This is a genomic window from Streptomyces sp. NPDC017991 (genome assembly GCF_044328075.1).
Lineage (GTDB): Bacteria > Actinomycetota > Actinomycetes > Streptomycetales > Streptomycetaceae > Streptomyces.
Map to the genome: position 1 here is coordinate 106,165 of NZ_JBIRGP010000006.1, position 23,105 is coordinate 129,269.

A 23,105-nucleotide genomic window follows, 5' to 3' on the forward strand; every position below is an offset into this window, starting at 1 on the left:
TGCGTGTGGCCGCCGCCAGTTCGCCGTCACCGGATCCCAGGCCGATTCCGGCAGAAGTTCCTCCGGATCGCTCCCGACCCGTTGACCTCCCCGTAACACGCCCATACCTTTTCGGCGTTCGGGATGACAGATGTTGTGCGAAATGCCGAACATTTCTGTTCGCTTTTGTGTCTCCCCACCCCGAGAGGCAGTCAGCATGAGCCGCGACGACGCCCACCCCGCGACCGCCGTCCCCCCGAAGGAGCGTGCCTGAGATGAGACGCCTGTACGCCGTACTCCTCGCCCTCTGTCTGGCCCTCGCCGGCGCCCTCGTCACCGCGGGCCCGGCCCAGGCCGCCGCCCAGACCATCGCGAACGGCACGCAGTTCACCGACACCAACGGCAGCCCGGTGCACGCCCACGGCGGCGGAGTGGTCAAGGTCGGCTCGTACTACTACTGGTTCGGGGAGAACCGGAACTCCGACAACACCTTCCGGTACGTGGACGCCTACCGCTCCACGGACCTGAAGAACTGGGAGTTCCGCAACCACGTCCTGACCGAGGCGAGCGACCCGGAGCTGGCGACCGCGAACATCGAGCGGCCCAAGGTCATGTACAACGCGTCCACCGGCAAGTTCGTGATGTGGATGCACAAGGAGAACGGCGTCGACTACGGCGAGGCCCGCGCGGCGGTCGCCGTGTCGGACACGGTCGACGGCAACTACACCTGGCAGGGCAGTTTCCGCCCGCTCGGCACGCACATGTCCCGTGACATCACGGTGTTCGTCGACACGGACGGCGCGGGGTACATGGTCTCGGCCGCCCGCGAGAACTACGACCTGCAGATCTACCGGCTGACCGCCGACTACACCGCAATCGCCGGTCTGGTCGCCGACCCCTGGCACGGCGGCCACCGCGAGGCACCCGCACTCTTCAAGCGCAACGGCGTCTACTTCATGCTGACTTCGGGGGCGACGGGCTGGAGCGCCAACCAGCAGCAGTACGCCACAGCGACCTCGATCGCGGGTCCCTGGACCGCGATGGCGAACGTCGGCGACTCGACGACGTACAACTCGCAGACCGCCTTCGTCCTGCCGGTGCAGGGGAGTTCGGGCACTTCCTACCTCTACCTGGGTGACCGCTGGGGCAACTCCTTCGGCGGTACGGTCAACGACTCCCGTTACGTCTGGCTGCCGTTGGCCTTCCCCAGCTCGACCACGATGTCCATGTCCTGGTCGCCGGAGGTCACCGTCGACACGGCCGCCGGGACCGTCGCCGGGACGAGTGCCACGTACAACTCGCTCATCGCCCGCCACTCCTCCAAGTGCGCCGACGTGACCAGCCAGTCCCTGTGGGCCGGCGCCCAGATCAAGCAGTACACCTGCAACGGCGGCGCCAACCAGAAGTACTGGTTCAAGTCGGTCGGCAGCGGCTACTACCAGCTGGCCGTGCGGGGCAGCTCCCTGTGCGTGCAGGAGAACGCGAGCACCGTCACGCAGGAGAACTGCAGCGGTTCGGCCACCGCCCAGCAGTGGTCGCTCACCACCACCGGCTCCTACGTGAACATCAAGTCCCGCGCCGGCGGCGAGTGCCTGGACGTGAACGGCGCGTACACCGCGGACTCCGCCGCGCTCATCACGTACACCTGCAACGGAGCGACCAACCAGCAGTGGACCAGGGGAACGTGAAAGCCGCTCCGGATTCGACGTATCTGTTGCCTGTTGGAGGAGTCGCGTTGAGACGTACGACGATCACCCTGCTGGCCGGGCTGTCCCTCGCCCTCGCCCTCGCCTCGACCCTGTCCGTCACCCCGGCGCAGGCGCAAAGCCCGGGCACCGGCCCCGCCCCTGGGCTGGGGCTGGGGCTGGAGAACTGCACCGCCGACGCCTGCCACTTCGATGTGCCGCCCGGCACCTACGACGTACGGGTGCGGCTCGGGGGTGAGGCCGCGGCGAGCACCGGTATCAGCGGCGAGACCCGGCGCACCCTGCTCGCCGAGACGCCCACCGGGGCGGGCAGGCCCGTGACCCGCAGCTTCACCGTGAACGTCCGCACCCCCGAAGGCGAACCCACCGGACCCGAGGGCACCGCCGGACTCGACCTGGCCGTCGGCGGCTCGGCGCCCGCGCTCGCCGACATCCGCGTCACCCCGGCCGGCGGAAGGCACACCCGGCAGATCTTCCTCGTCGGCGACTCCACGGCCTGCGACCAGCCCGGCGACCCCTACTCCGGCTGGGGCCAGCAGCTCCCGCAGTACCTCCGCAAAGGTGTCTCCGTCGCCAACTACGCGGATTCCGGGGAGAGTACGGTCACCTACCTGGCCGATCCGCGGCTCTTCGCGACCGTCCAGCCGCTCATCCGCAAGGGCGACCTGGTCCTCATCCAGCTCGCCCACAACGACAAGCAGACGGACGAACCGACGTACCGCGCGAATCTCGAAACGCTCGTCGCGGGCGTACGGGAAGAGGGTGGACGTCCGGTTATGGTCACTCCCGTCGTCCGCCGCTGGTTCAACAGCGACGGCACACTGAACAACGGCACAGCCTTGCTGGTGAACGGACTCGGAGTGGACCACCCGGCCGTCACCCGCTCGGTCGCCGAGGCACACGACGTCCCCCTCATCGACCTCACGACCAGGACAAAGGCCCTGGTGGAGTCACTGGGCGTCGAGGGCTCCAAGGCGCTGTACCTCTACAACGAGAAGCGCGACAACACCCACACATCGGCGCAGGGCGCGACGGCGTACGCGGGACTCGTCCGCGACGAACTCCTTGTCCAGGGCCTGGTGTCCGAGCGCCTGGTGAGGTGAGCTGGACGCCTGGGGCGTCCCGACCGGAACCGGGGCGTCTCAGGTGTACATCCGTGGGGCGCCCCACGGATGTACACGCGCGGGCTCCGGGGAGGTCACGGGCGTCGCCGCCGAGGCAGGCGTGTGACGCCGGCGCCCCGCTGCTCCTCCCCAACGCCTGGGACCACGCCGCGGCGGCGGCCCCGGTCGGCCGGGATCCGACCCCGGTCGGCCGGGACCCGGCCCCGATCGGCCCGGACCCACCCCTTCCGAGGGGGCTTCCTGGTAGCGTTGCTGCTTTCGTGGGTATGAAACTCTGTGGACTCCGACCGGCGAGGGACCCAGGAATCATGGACATCCCCGGTAGTACGGGCAGCACGGGCGTGAAGCGACTGGCCGCGGCCGTCGTGATGCGCAAGGGCCTCGTCCTGCTGGTGCGCCGCAGCGAGACCGAGCGGTTCCTGCCCCGGGTGTGGGGAGTCCCCTGCGGGAAGCTGGAGCCCGGCGAAAGCCCCGAGGACGGTGTGCTGCGGGAGCTCAAGGAGGAGACCGGGCTGCTCGGCGAGGTCGTCCGGAGGGTCGGCGAATCGTCCTTCATGAGCGAATACCGCGGGCAGGAGATCAAGAACTGTCAGGACAATTTCCTGGTCAGGCCGCTCTCCCGGCACATCACCCTCCCCGAGCCGGACCAGGAACACCGCTGGTTGAGCCCGGACGAGCTGCACACCGTCGACATCGACGACTACAACGTCGACATCGTGCGTCAGGCCCTCACGAACTTCCTGCACCTCACGGCTCCTGAGCCTCATGAACTTCTGAGCAGCTCCGCCAGGGCGTCGAGCTCGCTCAGGTAGTCGTCCACATCGAGCGGCACCTTCGGTACGGTCCCCGGGTGGGGCCCCGCCGCCGTGAACACATCCGTGTGCCGCCGCCGTCCGTTCCCCGTCTCCAGGAAGAGCGTCACCGTCGGCTCGGCCGTGTCGCACCACGCCCGGTGCAGGGTGTGCGCGGGCAGGGCGTAGGTGCTGCCCGCCGCGTACTGCGCGACCTGGGTCAGCCGCAGCCGGGCCGGGCCCGTGGGCTCCAGCAGCCAGTCCGCCGACCCGTCCGCCAGGGACTCCCGGTAGCGGTCCGCCTCGATCCCGCCGTCGATCCCGTCGTCGTTCGTGTCGGCGCCGCGGGCGTCACTGCGGGCGCCACCGCGAGCATCATGGCGGGCGTCACCGCGAGGCGCGTACAACTCCATCGACAGCCGCCCCCGTACGACGGAGGAGGCTAGCGGGGAACGGTGGTTGTGAACGTCCTCCTTGCCGATCGCGCCGCGCCCCGGATGCCACAGATGGGCGCGCAGCATGTGCCGCGGACCGTCGTCGATGAGCAGGAGCTTGTCGAAGCCGAGGACATGGCGGTACGAGAGCCGGGCGCAGCCGTACGGATCGCCTTCACCGGAGGCGAGTTCGGCGATCAGCTCCAACAGGCGGTCGGGGGAGCCCAGTTCGGCCACCACCGAGCGGGCCGCCGACAGCCGTTCGTGTTCCGGCAGTTCGCCGTCCAGTGTCTCGGTCAGCAGTTGCCGCGCCGCCAGGACCTGTCGGCCACCCATGCACGTTCCTCCCGGCTCAGCCATTCGGTTGGTGGATCAACGGTTGATACATCCATACGGCATGCGCCCGCAGTGCCGATAGGCCTTGATAGGTCATCCACATGGGGCGGCGCAGCTCGTTGGTATCGTCGCGCACCCACGTCCATATGCCGTCGCTCTGCCCCGCGTACACCGCGCTCGCCGCGCCGTTCAGCCGCTCGCGCCACTCGTCCTCCATGCCGTCCTCGCGCGCGACGTCGCGCGCGCCGGGGGTGAGCAGGGCGCGGACGATCCAGGAGGCCGTGAAGTGCCGCACGTTCAGGACCTCGTGGCGGGTCGGGTCGTCGGTGCGCGGCCTGCGTACGTCCTCGCGGAGGTTGGAGAGGTCGAGGCAGGCGTCGTGCGTGGCGTCCGGGCAGGCCAGCAGCCAGCGCACACCGTCCTCGCGGGCGGCGCGCGCGTTGACGCTCTCACTGCCCAGGACACGGGCCGCACGGTCCAGGGCGACCACCGCCTGAGCCGTGTGCAGCGGGGACGGCGGCCCGTGGAGGGGCGCGAGCCGGTAGCCCCAGCAGCGGTGGTGCCTGCGGCGCGGATCGGTCACCGCGCCCTCGACGAGGGCGTCGCGCAGCAGGGGCAGCACCGCGGAGTCGGGCGCCGCGCGCAGCAGGCCGCGCATCACGGTCGTCAGGACGTGCGTCAACTCGCGCCCTGTGCTGTCGAGTTCGTGGGTGAAGCGCGCCTCGCAGTGCGCCACCTCCTCGGCGAGCCGCTCCTGTGAGGCCCCGGCCCGGGCCAGCGTGCCCAGCACCAGGGCGGTCACCTCCGGCCGGGCCTGGGAGCCCTGCGTACGCGCCGACCAGCCGCCGTCCGGCAGGCGCAGCCGCCACAGCGTGTCGATCAGGTCGCCCGCGCCTACCCGCCCCTCGGGCATCCCCAGGTCGAGCATGATGTGCAGTCCGTACGCGGTGCCCATGGAGGTGGGCCGGCCGGGGCCGCTCTCGCCGAGGGAGTGCGGCCAGCCGGTGAGGCGTCCGCGTACGGGGTCGTCGACCACGCAGATCTGTTCGGCGAGGGTGCCGTACGCGGTGGAGAAGAGGTCGGGCAGTGGCCCGGGGCCCGAGAGGGCCGACCCGGACACGGGCAACAGGCCGTTCGGCGAAGGTGAGTTGTTCTCACTCCTGGCCCGAAGCAGTGCCGCCGAGAGCCAGGCCGCGAGGGCCGTGCCGAGTCCGCTGACCATGGCGATGGTGTAACGAGCCGTCTGGCCACCGATGTTGTCCGGCAGGACACCCACCAGGGACTGGAACACCGCGTAGCCCGCGGCGGCGGCGCCGAGTCCGCCCAGCCACCGGACGAGCCGGGCGGGGCGCGGACCGTGCGGTATGTGCGGTTCGGGATCCGGTCTCAACGGGCCGCGACGGAGCTGCGGTTGGGACAAGGTCCGCTTCCTCCCCCCAAGGCGACACGTGGCATCTGCGAAGCTTCCAGTCTAAGTGGTGGGCGGGACGTGTGGGGTCGCTCTGCCGGGCGCCGGGGAAGACGGCCGAGGGGCGGGACCGCCTTGTCGGGGAGCTGCCCTCACGTCGTCCCGGAGCGAGCGCTGATACTGGCCGGGAGTCTGTCCGACAAGGGCCGTGAAGGCGTCGACGAAGGCGCTCGGATTCGCCCAGCCGCAGGCGCTCGCCGTGCTCGGACCGGGCCAGGGGGCGTCCCTCGGCCTGTCCCTCGCCTGTATCGTCTGGCGCTCGTCCGAGGCCAGGCACACCGGCCACGTCTCGATGATGGCCCAGGGGCTCGGCCACCTCCTGGCAGGACTGGGCCTCATCGGCCTCGGCGCGGTCCACACGGCGACGCACGGCTGGAACGGCCCGCTCATGGCGCTCGTCGGCCTGCTCGACCCGCAGCTGTGGGCGGGCGTGCTCGCCAGTCGCGACCGCTGTGTCCTCGACGGCCTACGGCGTCGGGGGTGAGGTCGGGTGTTCGCGCGGCCAGTGTTCCAGCGTGACGTGGAGGGCGTCGACGGCCCTGTCCCATGACGTCCGTACGTCCCTGGAGGCGCCGAAGGCTCCGGTGGCCTCCAGGGCGCAGTAGCCGTGGAAGGTGCTGCGCAACAGGCGTACCGCGTCGGTGAGGTCGGGCTCTTCGAGGCCGTAGGCGCGCAGCATCCCGTGGGTGACCTCGGTGGTGCGGACGAAGGCGGGGGAGGTGGCCGCGAGGTTCTGGTCGATACGGATCTGGGTGGCCGCGTATCGGCCGGGGTGCTGCAGTGCGTACTCCCGGTAGGCGCCGGCGAAGGCGGCCAGGGCGTCCTTGCCGGCGCGTCCGGCGACGGCGTCGGCGATGCGGTCGATCATCTCGCCGCCGGCGAGGAGGGCCATGCGGGTGCGGAGGTCGTGCAGGTTTTTGACGTGGGAGTACAGGCTTGCGTCCTTGACGCCGAACTTTCTGGCGAGGGCGGAGAGGGAGACGTGTTCGTAGCCTGCCTCGTCGGCGAGGTCTGCTGCCGTGGTGACGACCCGGTCGGTGGTGAGTCCGGCTCGGGCCATTCTTGGGAGGCCTTTCCTGGGGTGTGTGGGGATGTCACCCAAGAGTAGCGAGCACGCGGGCCTCCCATTCCCCGGACGGTTTCCGCCCCCGCCGCCCCTACCCGTCCCGTCACCACATGGGGGCTCCGCCCCCGACCCCCCGCTGCGCAGTTCCCCGCGCCCCTAAGGGACTGGGGGCTCCGCCCCCTCGCCCCCTTTTGCGCAGGGAACCAGGTACCCCTAGGGGCGCGGGGAACTGCGCAATCTTTTGGGCCCGCCCCAGGTACCTAGGGGCGCGGGGAACTGCGCAATCTTTTGGGCCCGCCCCAGGTACCTAGGGGCGCGGGGAACTGCGCAATCTTTTGGGCCCGCCCCAGGTACCCAGGGGCGCGGGGAACTGCGCGATCTTTTGGGCCCGCCCCCTCCGGAGCCGCAGGCGGAACAGTGGTCCGGCGTCAGCCGAGCGGGGCGTACAGCACTCCCAGTTTGTCGATCTCCGTGCCCGCCCGGCCGCTGAAGCCGACGATCTGCCACCCGGCCGGAGCCGTATACGTCACCGAGTCCGATGTGGCTGATCCGGCCGACAACGTACGGAACCTGTCCGTCGTGAACGCCGCCGAGAAGACCCGCGTCCGACCGTCCTTCTGCCCCTGCGTGAGCTTCACCGAGGTCAGGTGCTCGCCGGTGGCCAAGGTGAGCGAGGTGGCCGTACCGCCCGTGCCGCCGTGGGTCAGCGACGTACCGCCGTCGAGGGCGAGCGACACGGAGTCCAGCCGCGAGCTGCCCCGCAGGGTCAGCGTGCGGGGCGACGGCGCGCCCGGCAGGTCGTCCGCGTCGTTGAACGCCGTGCCGTGCGGACCGCCGAAGAAGTCGCTCGCCCGGAGCTTCGCGGGCAGGGCCCACGAGAAGTCGACCGTGTGCGGGAAGTGGTCGGAGAGGTTGCCGCCGGCCGAGTCCAGGAACTTCGCCCACTCGTTGTTGTATCGGCTCGCGGAGAGGTTCACCAGGCCGCTGCCGCGGTAGAGGACCTTGTCGACCACCTCGCAGGAATTGGCCGGCGCGGTCGTCGGGCAGACGATCGCGTCGCTGCCCTGCGCGGGCGCGCTGCCGCCGCGGACCAGCTGGACCCACGCGTCGGTCAGACCGTTCTCGCTCGCGAGGGTGCGGATGTTGTCGCCCGAGCGGGTGTAACGGGTGTTGGTGTCACCCATGACGACGACCGCGTTGCCTGCCGAATTGGCCTGGACGAAGTCCGAGAGCTGCTCGATGTTGGCGCGCCGGGCGGCGAGGGCGTCGTCCGTGTCGTCGGCGTTCGTGTGTACGTTGTAGAGGTCGACGAAGACTCCTTCGGCGAGCCGCACGCGGGCCAGCGAGAAGCCCTTCGGGGTAAGGCAGTTGGTGCCCGTGCAAGCGTCCCACCGCACGCGCTCGAAGTCCTCGAAGGTGTAGTCGGAGAGGGTGTTGAGGCCGTCGCCGAACGGCACACCACCACTGGTCGCCGTGCGGTACGGGTGGTTGTCGCCCGCGTACAGCGCCGCGTGGTAGTTGAAGTCCTCCTGGACGTTCACGATGTCGTACGCGCCCAGCCGTGGGGCGAGCAGCGGGGTGTTCACCTCCGGATTGCCGGAGCTGAGCCCTTCGGGGAGGCCCGCGACGTTGTACGTGAGGACGTTGAAGGTGCCGGAGGAGGGGACGGCGGCAGCCGTTTCAGCGGGGGCCTGAGCGGTGGCGGTGGCGGTCGTGGTGAGCCCGGTGACGGCCAGCGCACCGGCCATCAGGGTGCCGATGAGTCTTCTCATGGTGGGGGTCATGGCGGGGGGTGCCTCCAGGCAACAGCGGAGAACGGAGGGATGAGGAAGTCGGCTCGCTCGGCCAACTAGTCTCGTCTACAGGGGCAGTTGGGGGAACAGGCAGAGCGGAGGCGAGCCGCCGTGCCGGAGTCGCCCGGACATCACTCCCGTGTCGTGCAGCGTTCATGTTTCACATCGAGTCTCCATAGCGCGCGACCGCACCGGCGGCGCCGGACACAGGAGGCCGACATGGGGCACGGACACAGTCACGGGCACGGGCATCACCACCACGATCACGGTCACCAGGGTCACGACCACGGCCACGAGAGTGCCCCGCTCCCCGCCGCCTTCGACACCTCCGTACCCGACGAGGCACTGAGCCCCGAGCAGCAGTCGCGCCGTTCCATGCTCCGCCGCGCGGGCCTGCTCGGCGCGGGTCTGGCCACGGTGGGGGCGTTCGGCGCGGCGGCGGGCGGAACGGCTGCCGCACAGTCGTCGGCCGGTGCGCGCACCACTTCCGGTGGCCGCAAGGGCAACGGCTTCCTCTGGCTGGCCGGCGACCACCACATCCACACCCAGTACAGCAGCGACGGCAAGTACCGCGTCGTCGACCAGGTCCGGCAGGGTGCCAGACACGGCATGGACTGGCTGGTCATCACGGACCACGGCAGCGTGGCGCACGCCAAGATCGGCGTCGACAAGGTCAACCCGGACATCAAGGCCGCCCGTGACGCGTACGAGGACACCCTCGTCTTCCAGGGCCTCGAATGGAACATCCCCGGCGCCGAGCACGGCACGGTCTTCGTGCACCCCGGCAAGAACGAGGTCTCCGTCCTCAAGCAGTTCGAGACCGACTACGACGGCAGCGTGAAGAACGCCTCCGACTCGACGCCCGCCAACGAGGCGCTCGCCGTCGCGGGCCTCGCGTTCCTCGGTGAGCAGGTGCAGCGCCGCAAGGTCAAGGACGCGCTGATGCTCGCCAACCACCCGGCGCGTCGCGGTGTCGACTCCCCGCACGAGATCCGCGCCTGGCGCGACGCGACCCCCGCGAGTCACCAGATCGCCGTCGGCTTCGAGGGCGCCCCGGGCCACCAGGCCGCCGGCCTGCCCGCCCCCCTCGGCATGGGCCGCGCACGCGGCATCTACGACAACAACCCGAGCGCCAACTCCTTCCCCGGCTACCCGCCGGAGAGCTACCGCACCTGGGGCGGCTTCGACTGGATGACCGCGACGGTCGGCGGCCTCTGGGACAGCCTGCTCGCCGAGGGCAAGGCCTGGTGGATCAGCGCCAACTCCGACTCCCACCAGGTGTACGCGGACACGGCGGCACGCGGTGGCGGCGACTTCAACACCGACGGCCGCTACGGCGATCCCGTCTACAACGGCCAGATCGACACCACCCAGGGCGACTACTGGCCCGGCCAGTACAGCAGGACCCATGTCGGCGCCGAGGACTTCTCGTACGCCGCCGTGATGGACGGCATTCGCGCCGGACGTGTCTGGGTCGACCACGGTCAGCTCATCGGCGGCCTCGACGTCCGGGTCTCCGGCGGCAGCCGCTGGGCGACCCTCGGTGGTGCGCTGCACGTCAAGAAGGGCACGAACGTCACGCTGACCGTGGACATCGCGCTCGCCCAGGACGCCAACTGGGCGGGCTTCATCCCCAAGTTGGCCCGCGTCGACGTCATCCAGGGTGACGTAACCGGCCCCGCCGCCGACAAGGACACGCTCGTCGCGCCGACCACGAAGGTCGTCAAGTCGTACCAGGTCGACAAGACCACCGGCACGGTCCGGATCACGTACGCCCTCGGCCGCGTCGACCGCCCGCTGTACCTGCGCCTGCGCGGCTCGGACGGCAACCGGTCCGCCGTCGGCTCGCGCGGTGCGGCCGTCGACCCCGCCGGTCCCGCCATCGACGTCGTCGGTGACGCCGACCCGTGGAAGGACCTCTGGTTCTACTCGAACCCGGTCTGGGTCCTGCCCGCGTGAACCGTCCGTCCCACATCAGCACGATCGACGCCGACGTACGTGAGCTGCGCGCGGCCGATCACCTGCTGCTGGAGCTGGCAGCCGAACTCGGCCTCCCCGAGGGCGCGTTCGGCTGCACGCACCTGGTACGCGGGGAGCGCCCGAGGGTGGTCCTGTCCTTCACGACGTCGACGGAGGGCACCGCGCGACTCTTGTCGGCCAAGGGGTACGAGGTGACGGCCGGCGCACCCGACGAGGTGGGCCGGGCCGTCGTCTACCCGGGCTCGGCCGAACTGACCGGCACGCTCACGATCGCGGAGCTGCTGGCTCGCTCCGCGATCGGCAGGGTGGTGGTGCTGGGCGCCCCCGGCGAGCCGCCGCCTTCGCAGTCGGTGGTGACCCGGGACCACGTACGGCCGCAGTGGCAGGACGGCGAGCTGGTCCTGACCCTGCAGTCGGCCGTGGGCGGGGTGCTGGTCCCGTTCGAGGTCCCGGACCCTACGCCGTGCTGCGCGGACCACTGAGGTCGAGAACGAAGTCCGCCCAGGCGGTGGGGGAGAGGGCGAGCTGCGGGCCGCGGATGTCCTTGGAGTCACGGACGTGGATGGTGGCGGGGCAGGCGGCGACTTCGACGCAGTCGCCTTCGCTGCCGCTGCTGTACGTCGACTTGTGCCAGTCCAGGGCAACTTCGACGCAATCACCAGAGTCGTCGCCGCTGTAGCTGCTCTTGAACCAGACCAGCTCTGTGGTGCTCATAGCGCTCCTCGCATCCGCTCCAGCAGGCTCCGGGAATCGTCCGGGGCAAGAGCCTGTGATCGCAGTTTCGCATAGCGCATGTGAAGGACACTGATCGTTTTCGGACTGGCTACGAGCTGGCCGCTTTCCTGCCCTTCGCAGTAGCCGAACCATTCGTTCTCCGGAGTCTCCAGTAGCCGGATGGGGCCGTTGAGACCCGCGTGGACTGTGCGTGTCATCGGCATCAACTGCAACTCGACGTTGCGCAGTTCCGTGACCGCGAGAAGGTGATCGATCAGTGCACGAGTAGCTCCCCGGCCTCCAGTACCCCGCTGGATGATGTGCTCTTCGATGATGAAGCTGAACACCGTGTTGGGCAGCTCGGCGAGCAGGCGCTGGCGTTCCGCCCGAGCGGTGAGTTGCGCCTCGATCTGTGCGTCGGTCAGTACCGGCAACCGCTCGTTGAACAGGGTGCGTGAGTACTCCTCCGTCTGAAGAAGCCCCGGCACCAGCCGGTTCTCAAACGTATAGAGGCTGATCGCCTGCTCTTCCAGGTCCGCCCATCTCCGGAACCAGGACGCCAAACCCGGTTGCCGCGTCGCGTACTTCGCCGCCGCCCGGAGCACTCCGAACGCGTCCAACACCTCCTCCGCGCGCTCGACATACACCCTCGGCGGCAGCCGTCTCCCCTGCTCGATCGACGCCACCGTCCCCGGCTGGTACCGCACGAGCGGTGCGAACTCCTCCTGCGTGAGCCCCGCCCGCTTGCGGAAAGCCTTGTGGACCAGACCGAACGTCTTCAAACTGTCCGACGGTTCGGGCTCGTTCGCCGTGCTGTTGGTCATGGAGCAATGGTCACGGTAAGTCACTCCGACTGTCCACAGAGTGAACTCGTACGGGGCGCACCGTACGAGTGTCGGTGCTGGTCGACGGCCCGGCCGCCCGGGACCTTTGACCCATGCAAGGACACATCGGGGTCCAAGTCCCCGTCACCGTACGTACGTTCACCCAGCTCTTCAGCTGCACCCCGCGAGGGGCCCGGCTCGCGCGCCGACTGGTCGCGAACCGGATGGACGTATGGGGGTTCGCCTACGACAGCGAGGCGAGCGAATCCGTCACCCTGGTCGTCGCCGAGCTGGCGGCCAACGCGGTGACGCACGGGCGCGTCAAGGGCCGCGACTTCCGCGTACGGCTCCTGATGCGGGCCGGCGAGGACGTCGTACGGGTGGAAGTGGCCGACGGCCTGACCGAACGACTCCCCGCACTGCGGGAGTCGCCCGGTCCCGACGAGGAGGACGAGGGCGGACGCGGCCTGCTCCTGGTCGACGCGCTGGCCGACCGCTGGGGGACAGCGCTCTGCACGGCAGGCCCGTACAAAACCGTGTGGGCGGAGATCAAGGTGCCAGGCCCACGGAGTTGATCGCTGCTCGGAGGCGCAGCCACGTCGGATCCGTTTCGGCCGCGGTGACCACGGTCTCCAGATCGTCCGGTTCCCAGTCGCGGGCTCCGTCGGTGACGACGAGATGCGGCTCCGGGTCGCCGTCGTCGGGAACCTCGGAAGTGGCGTCCAGGAACGCGGTGACAGCGGAACTCGCCGTATCACCGTGCGTGGCCGAGGACTTCGCGGAGCCGGAACGACTGGAACGACTGGAACGAACGGACAGGAGCACGAGTTCGCCTCCGGTGCCGGCGACGACCAACTCGCCCGTGGCGGTCGCACCCAGCGCGGACACACGCGAGTCGGCAAGCACCTCGTGCTCGACGGCGTGCTGTGCTTCGAGGTCGATCTCGACGAGGGCCCCGGTGGGCGTTCCGACCCAGAGCACGCCTGGCCGGGTTCCGAACGCGATGTTGTGCGGCGACCAGGCGCGCATCTGGGCGACCCACTCCGGCGGGTACGGGTAACCGGGGCTGGGTTCGCCGAGAGTCGTCGCCAGCACGCGGCGCAGCGACGGGAACTCGAAGACCGCCAGCGAGTTGTCGTACGCGTTGCCCCGCACCGCGAAATGGCGTCCGTCCGGGCTGAAGACCGGCGTCTCATAGCCGTCGGCGTCCAGGATCAGCGCCCGGCGCAGCACGCGCATCACAGCGGGCGTGGTCTCCTGGTCGACCCGGGCGAAGAGGCCGTGCGTCGCGCCCTGGTCGCTGGAGAGCGTCACCACCAGGCCGCCGCCGGGATGCTCGGCGATCCCGGTGTCCCACCGAGGGCCGGTACGGACGGTGCCCGAGGCGAGGTCGAGAGCGTCGGAACGCTCCCACGCGTCGTCGCCCCCGCCCGACGACGGCGTTGCCCACAACGTCCGACCGTCCGGGCTGAACGCCAATCCGTCATAAGCGGCAGTCGGCGGAAGACCTGCCGGGTCGGAGAGCCCGGCGGGAGTCCATCGCACCGTGCCGTCCTCGTTCGCCACCATGAGCAGCGGCTGGACCGGATGCCATGCCACGGAGGGGGTCCGCTGGTGCCGGTTCCAACCGAAGGCATCGTCGTACGCCTCCGATTCCGCACCGACAGAGCCGAGTTCGCTCAGTTTCCCGGCCTCGCAGCCCCAGACGTGGACCGACGGACGTTCCGATTCCAGGCCGGCGATCAGGGGCAGCCCGGGATGGCATAGCAGCCGCTCCACACCGCGCCCGTCGCCGATGCGTACCTGTGCCACGCCCGCAAGTTTCGTCACGGCGGCAGCGTAGTTGTGCCCACTGACAGTCGTGTCCGGTCCGGTGGCGGGCAGTCGGCTGGAACTGTGGTGAGGGTTCCAGCCGACGTCGCTCCCCCAAGAAGAAGGTAGAGGGGAGGGGGCGTAAGAAGTCTCCATTTGCCGCCGCGGTTGTCGCCTCTTGACGCCCCCATGAAGTCGATGGAGTCAGTGACTTCCGGGTATGCCGATCGATATACCGGTACATGCCCGGCGAGCAGGGAGTGGCCCCATGGACGGTGGCGCTTTACACGTACACCAGGCCAGTGTCGGCGAGTTGCAGACCGCCGCGTCGGCGGTTCTCGCTCCGCTGGCCGTGACAGCCGTTGGGGCTCCGGATGCCGAGGGGCACGGGAGGGCCTTCCGGGCCGACATCGACGCGGCGGCGGTCGGGCGCGCGGCGGTGGCGCGGATCCGGGGCTCGGCGCATCTGGTCCGGCGGTCGGCGCGGGCGATCTCGTCCACGGACCCCGAGCTGCTGAAGATCACCCTGCACGGGTCGCCGGAGCCCGCCGCGGTGGACCAGGGCGACACCCGGTCCCATGCTCACCGGGGCGACTTCGTGGTCCTCGACATGACCCGCCCGTACCGCATGGCCGTCGCCGACGGCTGTGACGTGCTGGCCGTCGGCATCTCCCGCGCCGAACTGGGGCCGCACGCCACGGCGGTCGCCGACCGGGCGGCCAGGCGGTTGCCCGCCGACACCGGTGCGCAGGCGGTGTTCTCCGGGTTCCTGCGCGGACTCGGTACCCACCTCGACGAACTGGCCGGTCCCGCACAGGCGCACGTCGGCGACGCCCTGGTGTCCCTCCTGATCGCGGCCTTCACCGGGACCGCACCGGGCCGGGCGGACACGGCCACCGAACCGGTCGACCGCATCCGTGTCTACGCCCTGGCGAACATCTCCGACCCTTCCCTGTCCGTCGAGTCGGTCGCGGCGGCCCATGGCATCTCCGCCCGCCAGCTCCACCGCCTGTTCGGCCGCGCCGGGACCCCGTTCGCGACCTGGCTGCGCGCCGAACGCCTCGGCCGTGTGCGGCGCGACCTCCTCGACCCCGCCCACGACAGCCGTACGACGGCCGCGGTGGCCGCCCGCTGGGGGATCCACGACCCCCGCCACCTGGCCCGCGGTCTGAAGTCCCACTACGGACGGACGGCTCGTGAACTGCGCCTCGACAGGTGACGGCGGCACCGGCGGGGAACGACGCGGAGCGGCCCGGGCTTCCCCCGTGGAGGCCCGGACCGCTGGTTCACGCGTGACGCGGCATCCGTCTACGGCGCGGTTCCTACGACACGGTTCCTACGGCTGGAGCGTGATCGAGTTGATCGGCGTCATGTCCTTGTCGATCGACCAACCGCCGCCCGGCAGGTTCCCCTCGCAGCCCGTGCCGTTGTAGCCGGTACAGGTGCTCATGGTCGCGCCGCCGGTCTGGTTGTTCAGGATGCGGTGGACGCCGTACATGCCGCTCAGGTTGTAGGACCCGTAGTCGTAGTAGACGTGCGACGGCTGATCGTTGTTCCAGCCCGCGTCCTGCGGGTAGATGCAGACGTAACCGTCCTGACAACCGTGGAAGCTACCCGCGGTGGCGGCGTTGGCAGCGGTCGCGCCGACGGTGGTCAGCACACCGAGTGCGAGTGACACGGCTGCCGCGGCCCTGGCGATCCTGCGCATGAAGAGTCCCCTCGTAACTGCGTAAGTGGTCGGGTTCGGCACTCAACGTAGGGGGGACCCTGTGCGGCGCGTACCTGACAGATGTCAGGAGCGGACCGCCGCGATGACGCCGGACGCGGCTCAGCCCGCGCGGTGACGCCGGACGTGCTCAGCCCGCGTCGATCCTGCCTACGGCGAAACGCGCCCCCGTCTCCACGCTGCCGTTGACGTGGTACCTGAGATGCGCCGCCGTGCTGCGCCCGTTGCCGCACACCGGGTCGCCGGTGTTGCAGAACTCCTTCGCCTTCGCGCCGTAGAGCCCGCTCGCCGTGTTGATCGTCCTGCCCGACAGCTGAAGCGGGTTGCCGAAGACCACGACGGCCTTCACCCGGGGCGCGAGATCCGTGGGGATGGTCCGGCCGGTGCCCAGCGTCGTACGGATGCCGAGGGCGATGTCGGTGACGCTGGCGCCCTGCGAGTAGCCGCCGAGGACGAACGAGGTGTCGGGGCAGTTCGCCGCGGTGGACCTGACGTGGTCCGTCATGTCGGAGGCGCCGGGCCCCGCGCTGGTCTGCGAGAAGTTCGCCGCGTAGTCGACGGCGTGCGAGGTGACCGACTTGCCCGGCAGTCCGCTCTTGATGTTCCTCACCAGCGGCGCTCCCACGATGCCGAGCCCGGGGGCCTCGCCGCTGCCGCGGGCGAAGACCACCTCGACGTCGGAACACGGGGCGGCGGAGGCCATCGAGGGCAGCAGCGTGAGTCCGGCGGCACCGAGAGCGCCGGCGACGCCGACGGACACGATCGTCAGCTTGCGACGTGATGCGCGATGGGACATGGCGGTACCTCTTTCCTGAGCGGTGGCACGAGCGCTTTCCACGGATTCGTCTCCACGGATCCGTTCGTCGAGCGCAACAGCAACGTAGGAAGCCCCGCGTCCCGTACGCATCGGTGGAATCACCGGTCGCCCACCGGTGGGGCCCTGCTGGACGGCAGGTCGGCAGGTCGGCAATAGGGGGAAACGCGCCCGAGCACGTCCGTCGCTCGTTACGCTCGGCACAGCGGGGCCACAGGGAACGGTGGTGCCGCAGGGAACGGTGATGCACATGAGTGGTGAAGGCGCCGAGTTGACGCAAGGCCTTCTGCTGTTGCACGACGGCCCGGTCACCGATGCCTACAACCTGCTCCTCCTCGCCGCCACCGCCTCGCGCACGACCGACCCGGCCCGATCACGTACGGCCTGCGTACACGCCACACTCGCGGCCTGGGCGGGCGGCGACCGCGACGGATACCGCAGAGCCCTCGACGCGTTGTGCGCCCCCGCCGGTTCCCAGGGCGCCGCAGCGCACGAAGAGGCCGGCCGTGACCCGGCCGACGCCCTCTGGCGCGACTACCGCGACGGCATGCGCTGTGTGGTGGATGGCGACTTCCGCCGTGCCAACGCGCTGCTCCGTCCCGTGCTCGGCGTCCTGACAGCCCGGACCGACGCACCCGGCCTGATGTCGGCCGGCACGATCGCCCTCATGCTGGGCGACCTCGCGACGGCACGCCGGGTGCTCGGCATCGCGCTGGCCACCGCCCGCGCCGCGGGATCGACGGCACTCGTACCCCGCGTCCTTGAGCACCTCGCCTACGCCGAACTGCGTGAAGGCAGCTACCACCAGGCCCGCGTGCACGCCGAGGCCGGTCTGGAAGCGGCCGGCGAAGGCGGGCAACGCAACGTGGTGGCCGGTCTGTCGGCCGTGCTGGCGCTGGCCGCCTCGATCGCGGGCGGGCCGGCCACCGTCGCCACGCACGCCCAAGCGGCGCTGCGCACCGCTCACGCGCACGGGCTCAGCCAGACGAGCACACTCGCCGAATGGGCGCAGGCCCGCGCCGACCTCGGGCACGGCGACGCCGAACATGCCGCCGCCCGGCTGGCCCCCCTCGTCCAAGGCGGCCCACGGCAGGGTCATTTCGGCCTCTGGGCGATGGCGGTCCCCTGCTATGTCGAGTCCGCCGTGCTCGCCGGCCACGACGTCGACGCGGCGGGCCTGATCGACCAGTACGCCGGGTGGGCGGCCATGGGGGCCGATCCGCAGGCACCGGCGTTGCTGGCGCGTTGCCGGGCCCTCGTGTCGAGCGACGGGCGGACCGAGGAACTGTTCACCGAGGCACTGGCGGAACACGAGAAGGCCAACGGCCCCTACGAGCACGCCCGGACGCAGCTCGCCTACGGGATGTGGCTGCGTCGCAGGCGCCGCCCCGTGGAAGCGAGGCCCCAACTGCGCGCTGCCGTACTGGGGTTCGAGCAGTGCGGCGCGGACGTGTGGGCCGAGCACGCCCGCGCGGAACTGCGTGCGGCGGGGGACACGCTCACCACCGCACCCGAAACCGGCTCCCTCGGCCTGCTCACCCCCCAGCAACTGCGCATAGCCCGCTCCGTGGCGGAGGGCGCGACCAATCGCGAAGTGGCTCAGAAGCTCTCGATCAGCACGCGCACGGTCGAGTACCACCTGCGGAACGTCTTCTCCCAGCTCGGAGTCCGCTCCCGGGGCGCCCTCACCCGACTTCTGGGGGCGGAACAACCAGGACACCTCTGAGGGAGCGTGTGGCACGGGCGTCTTGAGTGTCATCGGTGTCTTGAGCGTCATGGGTGTCTTGCGTGCCATGCGTGCGGTCCTGCAGGGCCTGTTCCACGGCGTCGCGTACCCGCGCGTCCTCGCGCTGCTTGCGGCGGTCGCGATTGCGGCGGCGGAGGAGGTACGCGGCTGTGGTCGCGGCCGGCAGGACGGCGATCAACAGGATGAGGGTCCAGGGGATCGCCCAGCCCGTCGTCGTGGCCTCCACGGGTTTGAGGGAGGTCGTGGAACCGGCCGCGTCGGTCAGGGCCGGGGTGACCGTCGCCCTGGCGGTGAGGCGGAGGGCGGGGGTCACGTCGTGGACCGGGACAGTGACCTTCCAGCTTTCGCCGGGGAGCAGTTCCGGGGCGGCGGCGATGGTGCCCGCATGCGTTTCCAGGGTGCCGAAGGGGCCGGTGAGGGTGACCTTCTGAGTGCCGGAGAGCAGGGCGTTGCCGGTGTTGTGGAGCGTGTACGTGACCGTGGCGTCGCCCTGGCCGAAGGGGTTGGCCGTGCCGTGGTGGTCGACGTGCAGGTCCTCCACGGCGAGCGTGGGCTTCAGCGCGCCGCTGACCCGCAGTTCGATCCGGATGCCGAGGCGCCGGTCGACGGCGATGCCCTCGGTGTCGTCGGACTGCTTGAGCGAGGTGAGGATGCCGCCCACGTAGTCACCGGGGGTGGCGTTGCGCGGGACGGCGACGGTGAAGGGGATCTCTGCCGTCCTGCCCGGCGCGATCCGCACGCTCTCCTTGCCGGCGCGGACCCAGGCGCCTATGCCGAGGGACTTCTTCTCCCTTGTGAGGAGGTCGAGTTGGCCCTTCTCGGTCGTGTACCCGTCGGCCGCGTACAGCGCCAGCGTGAGCGTGTTCTTGCTGTGGTTGGCGACGACCATGGCGTCCTTGACCTGACTGCCGGGGTTGACGCCGTAGCTGAAGCTGGACCGGTCGTCCCCGTACCCGTTCGCGGCCGTGCGGACCGTCCAGGTCACGTCGCCGTCGGCCGCTCGGGCGGACCCCGTCGACGTACCGGCGAACGCGAGAGCCGCCAGCAGCGCGAGGACCGCGTAACGCAGGATGACCTGGCGTGGACCGGCGGACGGCGTACGGCTGCGTGCTGGGGACAGGTGCATGGCTGGGCTCTCCGGACTCGGGTGCTGCTGGAAGGGGCGGGGCAGGCGGGCAGGCGGTGCGGTGGCCGCCTGCCCCGCGGGCGGTGCTGGTCAAGCGGGTCGTACGGGAGTGATCAGCTGCTCAGCGCGGTGATCGTCAGGGTGGCGCGGTAGCCGCCCTTCTGGACGCTGTCCGGGATCTTGAGGTCCAGGTCGGCGCCCAGCTTCGCCTTGCCGCGGGCGTGACCCTGGTCGGCCGAGCCGAGGCCGCGCGAGACGGACAGGCCCTTGCCCCGGTCGTCGTAGCCCGAGGCCACGGAGGCACCGGCCTCGGCGCCCGCGCCCTGGTCGAGGAGGTACGGCGACCAGCCCAGGTAGGAGCCCGGGAACGTCTTGTCGGCGTCCTTGAAGTCGCTCACGGCGGCCGACACCGACCACGGGGAGAGCGAGCGGCGGGAGTCCGTGACCAGGATCGGGTTGATCTTGCCGGCGGCGGTGAAGTGGTCGCCGTTCTCCTCCTTGGCGGTACCCAGGTCCACCAGACCGTTGTAGCCGTCGATCGTCCAGCCGAACTCACCCGGAGCCGCGTCGGGCACGTCGACCTGGAGGGACTGGCCGTCACCGTTGTACGGGTGGACGCTCACCTTGTCGACGACCGAGCCGACGGGCTGGCCCGCGGTGGTGTTGTTGCACCAGTCGCCGTGCTCCACCTCGGAGTTGGGGGCCGCACAGGTGCCGCTGCGGATGTTCTCCACGACGAGCTTCTCGTTGCGGACCTGCACCTTGACGTAGCTGCGGACGTGCTCCTGGTTCTGCACCGAGTTGTACCAGTAGCTGTCCGGGTTCAGCGGGTCGGCGCCGTTGCCCGCACCGCTGGTGCCGCTGCTGTCGGGCTTGGTGATGTCGTAGTACTTGGAGCCCGAGGCCGAGTTGGCGGTCACGTACAGGACACCGCCGGGGCCCGGGTAGACGTCGGCCGCGGCGGGCTGCTCGTCCTTGTCGGCCTTCTCACCGTTCTTGATGAGGTAGCTGCGCGAATAGCTGTGGTCGTGGCCCTGCAGGACGATGTCGACGCCCAGCTCGGAGAACGTCGTCGGGAAGTCCACGCGGCGCGCCTTGTTGTCGCCGTCCTTGGCGTGCGAGGCGGGGGAGTAGATCGAGTGGTGGTAGACGAGCACCTTCCACTTGGCCTCGGAGCCGTGCCGGTTGATGACGTCCGTGACGTACTTGGTGTGCGCCTCGTCGCCGCCGCCACCCTGCGAGGTGGCGTAGCTGTTGCTGTTCAGGTCGATGAACAGCACATCCTTGTAGATGTACCAGTAGTCGCCGCCCGAGGTGTTGGAGGCGGGGTTGCCGTTCGAGTAGTACGCGCCCGACCGGTCCGTGTTCGGCGTGGAGAAGTGCTGCTCGTACGCCTTGCCGCCGACGTCGTGGTTGCCGATGGTGGCCGCGAACGGCACCTGGCGCAGCTGGTCGGGGGCGAGGAACGCGTTCCACTGGGACTCGTTGTTCGCGCTCTCGACCTGGTCGCCGCCGGAGACGAGCAGTTCGGCGTCCTTGTTGGCCCTGGTGGCCACGTCGAGAGTGTCCTGCCAGCCCGCCTGGTCGTTGGCGGTGTCGCCGGAGGAGCCGATCTGCGGGTCGCCGAGGAAGAGGAAGTCGTACTCGCCCTCGAAGTCCTGCGTGCGGAACGCGTACGCGGTCGACCAGTTGCCCTCGCTGCCGACGCGGTAGGAGTACGCGGTGTTCTCCTTGAGGCCGGTGATGGTGGCGTGCCGGTTGTAGCCGCCACTCGTGGCGATGTTGGCGCCGCCCAGGGCGTCGAACGTGGCGGCGTCGGCGGGGAACTCACCGGCGCCGAGCTGGGAGGTGGGGGCTACCTGGATCTTCTGCGTGGTGTCGGCCGAGGAGTACCAGCTGACGGTCCGCTGGGTCTCGTCGGCGCCGACACCGAGGACGATGCCGGTGAGGGTGGCGGAGTCGGCGGCGACCGCGGGGGTCGTGAGTCCGCCACCGCCGAGGGCCAGGATCAGGCCCACGGATGCCGCGACGGCGGTGCCTGCCACGCGGCGTCGCATCGGCCTGCCGGCCGGTGCGAAGAGCTTTGTTCTCATGACGTGTCGTTTCTTCTGTTCTGCGGTGTGCATGCGGTGAGCACGCAATGGAGATCGTCAAGCTTTCGGTGCCAGGTAAACCCCGCATAAATGTGGTCGCGGGGTCTGCTGAACATCCAGGTCACAGCCCGAGCGCGCGCTGTACGAACCAGACAAGACCCATGACGGCCACGCCCGCGGCGATCGTGCCGGTCGCCCACAGGCCCGCCCGGCGGGAGCGGCGCCGCAGGAGCAGCAACAGCGGGAACACCACGGCGATGACGGCCAGCTGCACGGCCTCGACACCGACGTTGAAGACGAGCAGCGACCACAGCAGGGTCCACGACCAGGCCGCGTCGATCCCGAGGGCGCCGGCGAAGCCCAGCCCGTGGACCAGGCCGAAACAGAACACGACAGCCAGGCGTGTCCACCCGGCACGGTCCAGCGCGAAGTGGCCGCCGTCCGGGACCACCGCCAGGTCGGTGACGTGCACACCGCGCTGCCGGATGCGCCACAGGTGCCAGCCCGCGACGACGGCGATGGACAGTGCGATGACGGGTTCGACGATGCTTCCCGGCACGTCCACCAGGCCCAGGGCGGCGAGCAGGAACGTCACAGAATGGGCCAGCGTGAAACTGGTGGCGGCCAGGACGATCTCGCGCGGGCGCCGCGATCCGGCGATCAGCGCGAGCAGGAACAGGATGTGGTCGACGCCGGTCAGCAGGTGTTCGGCGCCCAGACGGAAGAACTCCCAGAAGCGCTCGGTCCAGGACTGGCCGAGGGAGAAGGACGGATGGGCGGCGTCGAGGGCCGCGCTGCCGCTGCGACCGCCGACGTCGTACGTGGCGATGGTCTTGGTGCCCTTGACGTACTCCTCGGTGTCCGGGAAGAGGCCGCTGCGGATCTCGTGGTCGACGGTGACGTGGCTGGTGCCCGCTTCCGCACAGGTCCAGTCGAGCGTCAGCAGGGCGTAGGGCACACCCTCCTCCCGGCCCATGCCGAACTCGCCTGCCTGTTCAGGGCGGCAAGCGCGCTCGCCGGCGGTGACCGTGAAGCGCCGGGTGACGTAGTCGAGGACCGTCGCGTGGTGGGCGTCGAGTGCCGCTGCCTGCGCGTCGGCGTCCCCGGCGTCGAACGCCTCGGTCCCGGCGCGGAAGAGGGGGTCGTCGTGCCCGGCGTCGGCGGCGGACACCACCAGGAGGTCGTACTCCAGTTTCAGCTCGGTCCGCAGCCGGTCGTCACCGGCGCCGTCACTGTCTGCGTCTGCGTCTGCGTCTGCGTCTGTGCCTCCGCCTCCGTTTCCGCCTTCGGTGACATGGACGTACACGGTCGAGGTGAAGCCGTGTGCGGAGGCGGGCCGGGCGAGGCCGAGCAGGATGAGGAACACCGCCACGGCGAGAACGGCCAGGGGGCGGCGAACAGGGTGTGACATGGGGCTCCTTGTGGTTGCCCGTGCACCGTCCTGGTCGGGGATGAATCCGCGGGGGCCGTTCGGCGAACCGTGGGGGAACACCTGCTCGATCAAGGCCGAGCGGATGGAGATGCAGGTGGGAGGGGGCGCAGGATGTCGGCGTACCCGCCCCTGTCACGCCC

At 70.2% G+C, this 23,105-nt stretch carries 20 protein-coding genes and 1 pseudogene; 9 read left to right on the forward strand and 12 right to left on the reverse strand.

The features are described 5' to 3' along the window. Positions 1–254 precede the first annotated feature (254 nt). The 3 genes and pseudogenes from ACH4DZ_RS19425 to ACH4DZ_RS19435 all read left to right on the forward strand — a co-directional run. A complete protein-coding gene (locus ACH4DZ_RS19425; protein ID WP_398288399.1) occupies positions 255–1,667 on the forward strand; it encodes a family 43 glycosylhydrolase in 1,413 nt (470 codons plus the stop codon). A 47-nt stretch (positions 1,668–1,714) separates the two neighbouring features. Further along, positions 1,715–2,788, forward strand: a complete 1,074-nt coding sequence (locus ACH4DZ_RS19430) for a rhamnogalacturonan acetylesterase (protein WP_398288400.1) — start codon at positions 1,715–1,717, stop codon at positions 2,786–2,788. Positions 2,789–3,117: 329 nt separating this feature from the next. Then, positions 3,118–3,546 (forward strand): annotated as a pseudogene (locus tag ACH4DZ_RS19435) (NUDIX hydrolase); the annotation flags it as partial. A 26-nt stretch (positions 3,547–3,572) separates the two neighbouring features. Here the strand turns inward: ACH4DZ_RS19435 and ACH4DZ_RS19440 are convergent. Both ACH4DZ_RS19440 and ACH4DZ_RS19445 read right to left on the reverse strand, forming a co-directional pair. Continuing rightward, on the reverse strand, positions 3,573–4,370 hold the full coding sequence (locus ACH4DZ_RS19440; RefSeq protein WP_398288401.1) for a hypothetical protein: 798 nt from the start codon (positions 4,368–4,370) through the stop codon (positions 3,573–3,575). A 16-nt stretch (positions 4,371–4,386) separates the two neighbouring features. After that, positions 4,387–5,790, reverse strand: a complete 1,404-nt coding sequence (locus ACH4DZ_RS19445) for a hypothetical protein (protein WP_398288402.1) — start codon at positions 5,788–5,790, stop codon at positions 4,387–4,389. Positions 5,791–5,986: 196 nt separating this feature from the next. On the opposite strand from ACH4DZ_RS19445, the gene ACH4DZ_RS19450 reads away from it, so the two are divergent. Then, positions 5,987–6,322: a hypothetical protein gene (locus ACH4DZ_RS19450; protein WP_398288403.1), complete on the forward strand. Its 336-nt coding sequence runs from the start codon at positions 5,987–5,989 to the stop codon at positions 6,320–6,322. On the opposite strand, the gene ACH4DZ_RS19455 is transcribed toward ACH4DZ_RS19450, so the two are convergent. Both ACH4DZ_RS19455 and ACH4DZ_RS19460 read right to left on the reverse strand, forming a co-directional pair. Next, positions 6,305–6,898, reverse strand: a complete 594-nt coding sequence (locus tag ACH4DZ_RS19455) for a TetR/AcrR family transcriptional regulator (protein ID WP_398288404.1) — start codon at positions 6,896–6,898, stop codon at positions 6,305–6,307. The genes ACH4DZ_RS19450 and ACH4DZ_RS19455 overlap by 18 nt on opposite strands. A 434-nt stretch (positions 6,899–7,332) precedes the next feature. Beyond that, entirely contained in the window at positions 7,333–8,676 is a 1,344-nt protein-coding gene (locus tag ACH4DZ_RS19460) for a jacalin-like lectin (RefSeq protein WP_398288405.1), read from the reverse strand. A 240-nt stretch (positions 8,677–8,916) separates the two neighbouring features. On the opposite strand from ACH4DZ_RS19460, the gene ACH4DZ_RS19465 reads away from it, so the two are divergent. Together ACH4DZ_RS19465 and ACH4DZ_RS19470 are read left to right on the forward strand one after the other, a co-directional pair. Then, positions 8,917–10,656, forward strand: coding sequence for a PHP domain-containing protein (locus ACH4DZ_RS19465; RefSeq protein ID WP_398288406.1), 1,740 nt, complete (start codon positions 8,917–8,919; stop codon positions 10,654–10,656). Next, positions 10,653–11,159, forward strand: coding sequence for a hypothetical protein (locus tag ACH4DZ_RS19470; RefSeq protein ID WP_398288407.1), 507 nt, complete (start codon positions 10,653–10,655; stop codon positions 11,157–11,159). The genes ACH4DZ_RS19465 and ACH4DZ_RS19470 overlap by 4 nt, the downstream gene beginning before the upstream one ends. Here ACH4DZ_RS19470 and ACH4DZ_RS19475 read toward each other — a convergent pair. Together ACH4DZ_RS19475 and ACH4DZ_RS19480 are read right to left on the reverse strand one after the other, a co-directional pair. Next, on the reverse strand, positions 11,134–11,391 hold the full coding sequence (locus ACH4DZ_RS19475) for a DUF397 domain-containing protein (protein WP_398288408.1): 258 nt from the start codon (positions 11,389–11,391) through the stop codon (positions 11,134–11,136). The genes ACH4DZ_RS19470 and ACH4DZ_RS19475 overlap by 26 nt on opposite strands. Next, the gene (locus ACH4DZ_RS19480; RefSeq protein ID WP_398288409.1) at positions 11,388–12,215 is read right to left on the reverse strand and encodes a Scr1 family TA system antitoxin-like transcriptional regulator; all 828 of its coding nucleotides are present in this window, start codon (positions 12,213–12,215) and stop codon (positions 11,388–11,390) included. The genes ACH4DZ_RS19475 and ACH4DZ_RS19480 overlap by 4 nt, the downstream gene beginning before the upstream one ends. Before the next feature lie 113 nt (positions 12,216–12,328). Here ACH4DZ_RS19480 and ACH4DZ_RS19485 point away from each other — a divergent pair, with 113 nt between their 5' ends. Next, positions 12,329–12,790 (forward strand): ATP-binding protein, encoded by a 462-nt coding sequence (locus ACH4DZ_RS19485; RefSeq protein WP_398288410.1) that lies wholly within the window; start codon positions 12,329–12,331, stop codon positions 12,788–12,790. Here ACH4DZ_RS19485 and ACH4DZ_RS19490 read toward each other — a convergent pair. Continuing rightward, positions 12,765–14,045, reverse strand: a complete 1,281-nt coding sequence (locus ACH4DZ_RS19490; protein ID WP_398288412.1) for a hypothetical protein — start codon at positions 14,043–14,045, stop codon at positions 12,765–12,767. The genes ACH4DZ_RS19485 and ACH4DZ_RS19490 overlap by 26 nt on opposite strands. A gap of 250 nt (positions 14,046–14,295) precedes the next feature. On the opposite strand from ACH4DZ_RS19490, the gene ACH4DZ_RS19495 reads away from it, so the two are divergent. Then, the gene (locus ACH4DZ_RS19495) at positions 14,296–15,246 is read left to right on the forward strand and encodes a helix-turn-helix domain-containing protein (RefSeq protein WP_398288413.1); all 951 of its coding nucleotides are present in this window, start codon (positions 14,296–14,298) and stop codon (positions 15,244–15,246) included. A gap of 117 nt (positions 15,247–15,363) precedes the next feature. Here ACH4DZ_RS19495 and ACH4DZ_RS19500 read toward each other — a convergent pair whose 3' ends face one another. Beyond that, complete coding sequence (locus tag ACH4DZ_RS19500; protein ID WP_398288414.1) at positions 15,364–15,735, reverse strand: hypothetical protein; 372 nt, start codon at positions 15,733–15,735, stop codon at positions 15,364–15,366. A 148-nt stretch (positions 15,736–15,883) separates the two neighbouring features. Then, the gene (locus ACH4DZ_RS19505) at positions 15,884–16,549 is read right to left on the reverse strand and encodes a cutinase family protein (RefSeq protein WP_398288415.1); all 666 of its coding nucleotides are present in this window, start codon (positions 16,547–16,549) and stop codon (positions 15,884–15,886) included. Between the two features lie 268 nt (positions 16,550–16,817). On the opposite strand from ACH4DZ_RS19505, the gene ACH4DZ_RS19510 reads away from it, so the two are divergent. Continuing rightward, the gene (locus ACH4DZ_RS19510) at positions 16,818–18,293 is read left to right on the forward strand and encodes a LuxR C-terminal-related transcriptional regulator (protein ID WP_398288416.1); all 1,476 of its coding nucleotides are present in this window, start codon (positions 16,818–16,820) and stop codon (positions 18,291–18,293) included. Here the strand turns inward: ACH4DZ_RS19510 and ACH4DZ_RS19515 are convergent. The 3 genes from ACH4DZ_RS19515 to ACH4DZ_RS19525 all read right to left on the reverse strand — a co-directional run bounded on the left by ACH4DZ_RS19515 (position 18,253) and on the right by ACH4DZ_RS19525 (position 22,944). Next, entirely contained in the window at positions 18,253–19,440 is a 1,188-nt protein-coding gene (locus ACH4DZ_RS19515; protein ID WP_398288417.1) for a WxL protein peptidoglycan domain-containing protein, read from the reverse strand. The genes ACH4DZ_RS19510 and ACH4DZ_RS19515 overlap by 41 nt on opposite strands. A gap of 113 nt (positions 19,441–19,553) precedes the next feature. Then, entirely contained in the window at positions 19,554–21,533 is a 1,980-nt protein-coding gene (locus ACH4DZ_RS19520; protein ID WP_398288418.1) for a fibronectin type III domain-containing protein, read from the reverse strand. A gap of 121 nt (positions 21,534–21,654) precedes the next feature. Next, complete coding sequence (locus ACH4DZ_RS19525; RefSeq protein WP_398288419.1) at positions 21,655–22,944, reverse strand: HupE/UreJ family protein; 1,290 nt, start codon at positions 22,942–22,944, stop codon at positions 21,655–21,657. Between the last annotated feature and the right edge of the window lie 161 nt (positions 22,945–23,105).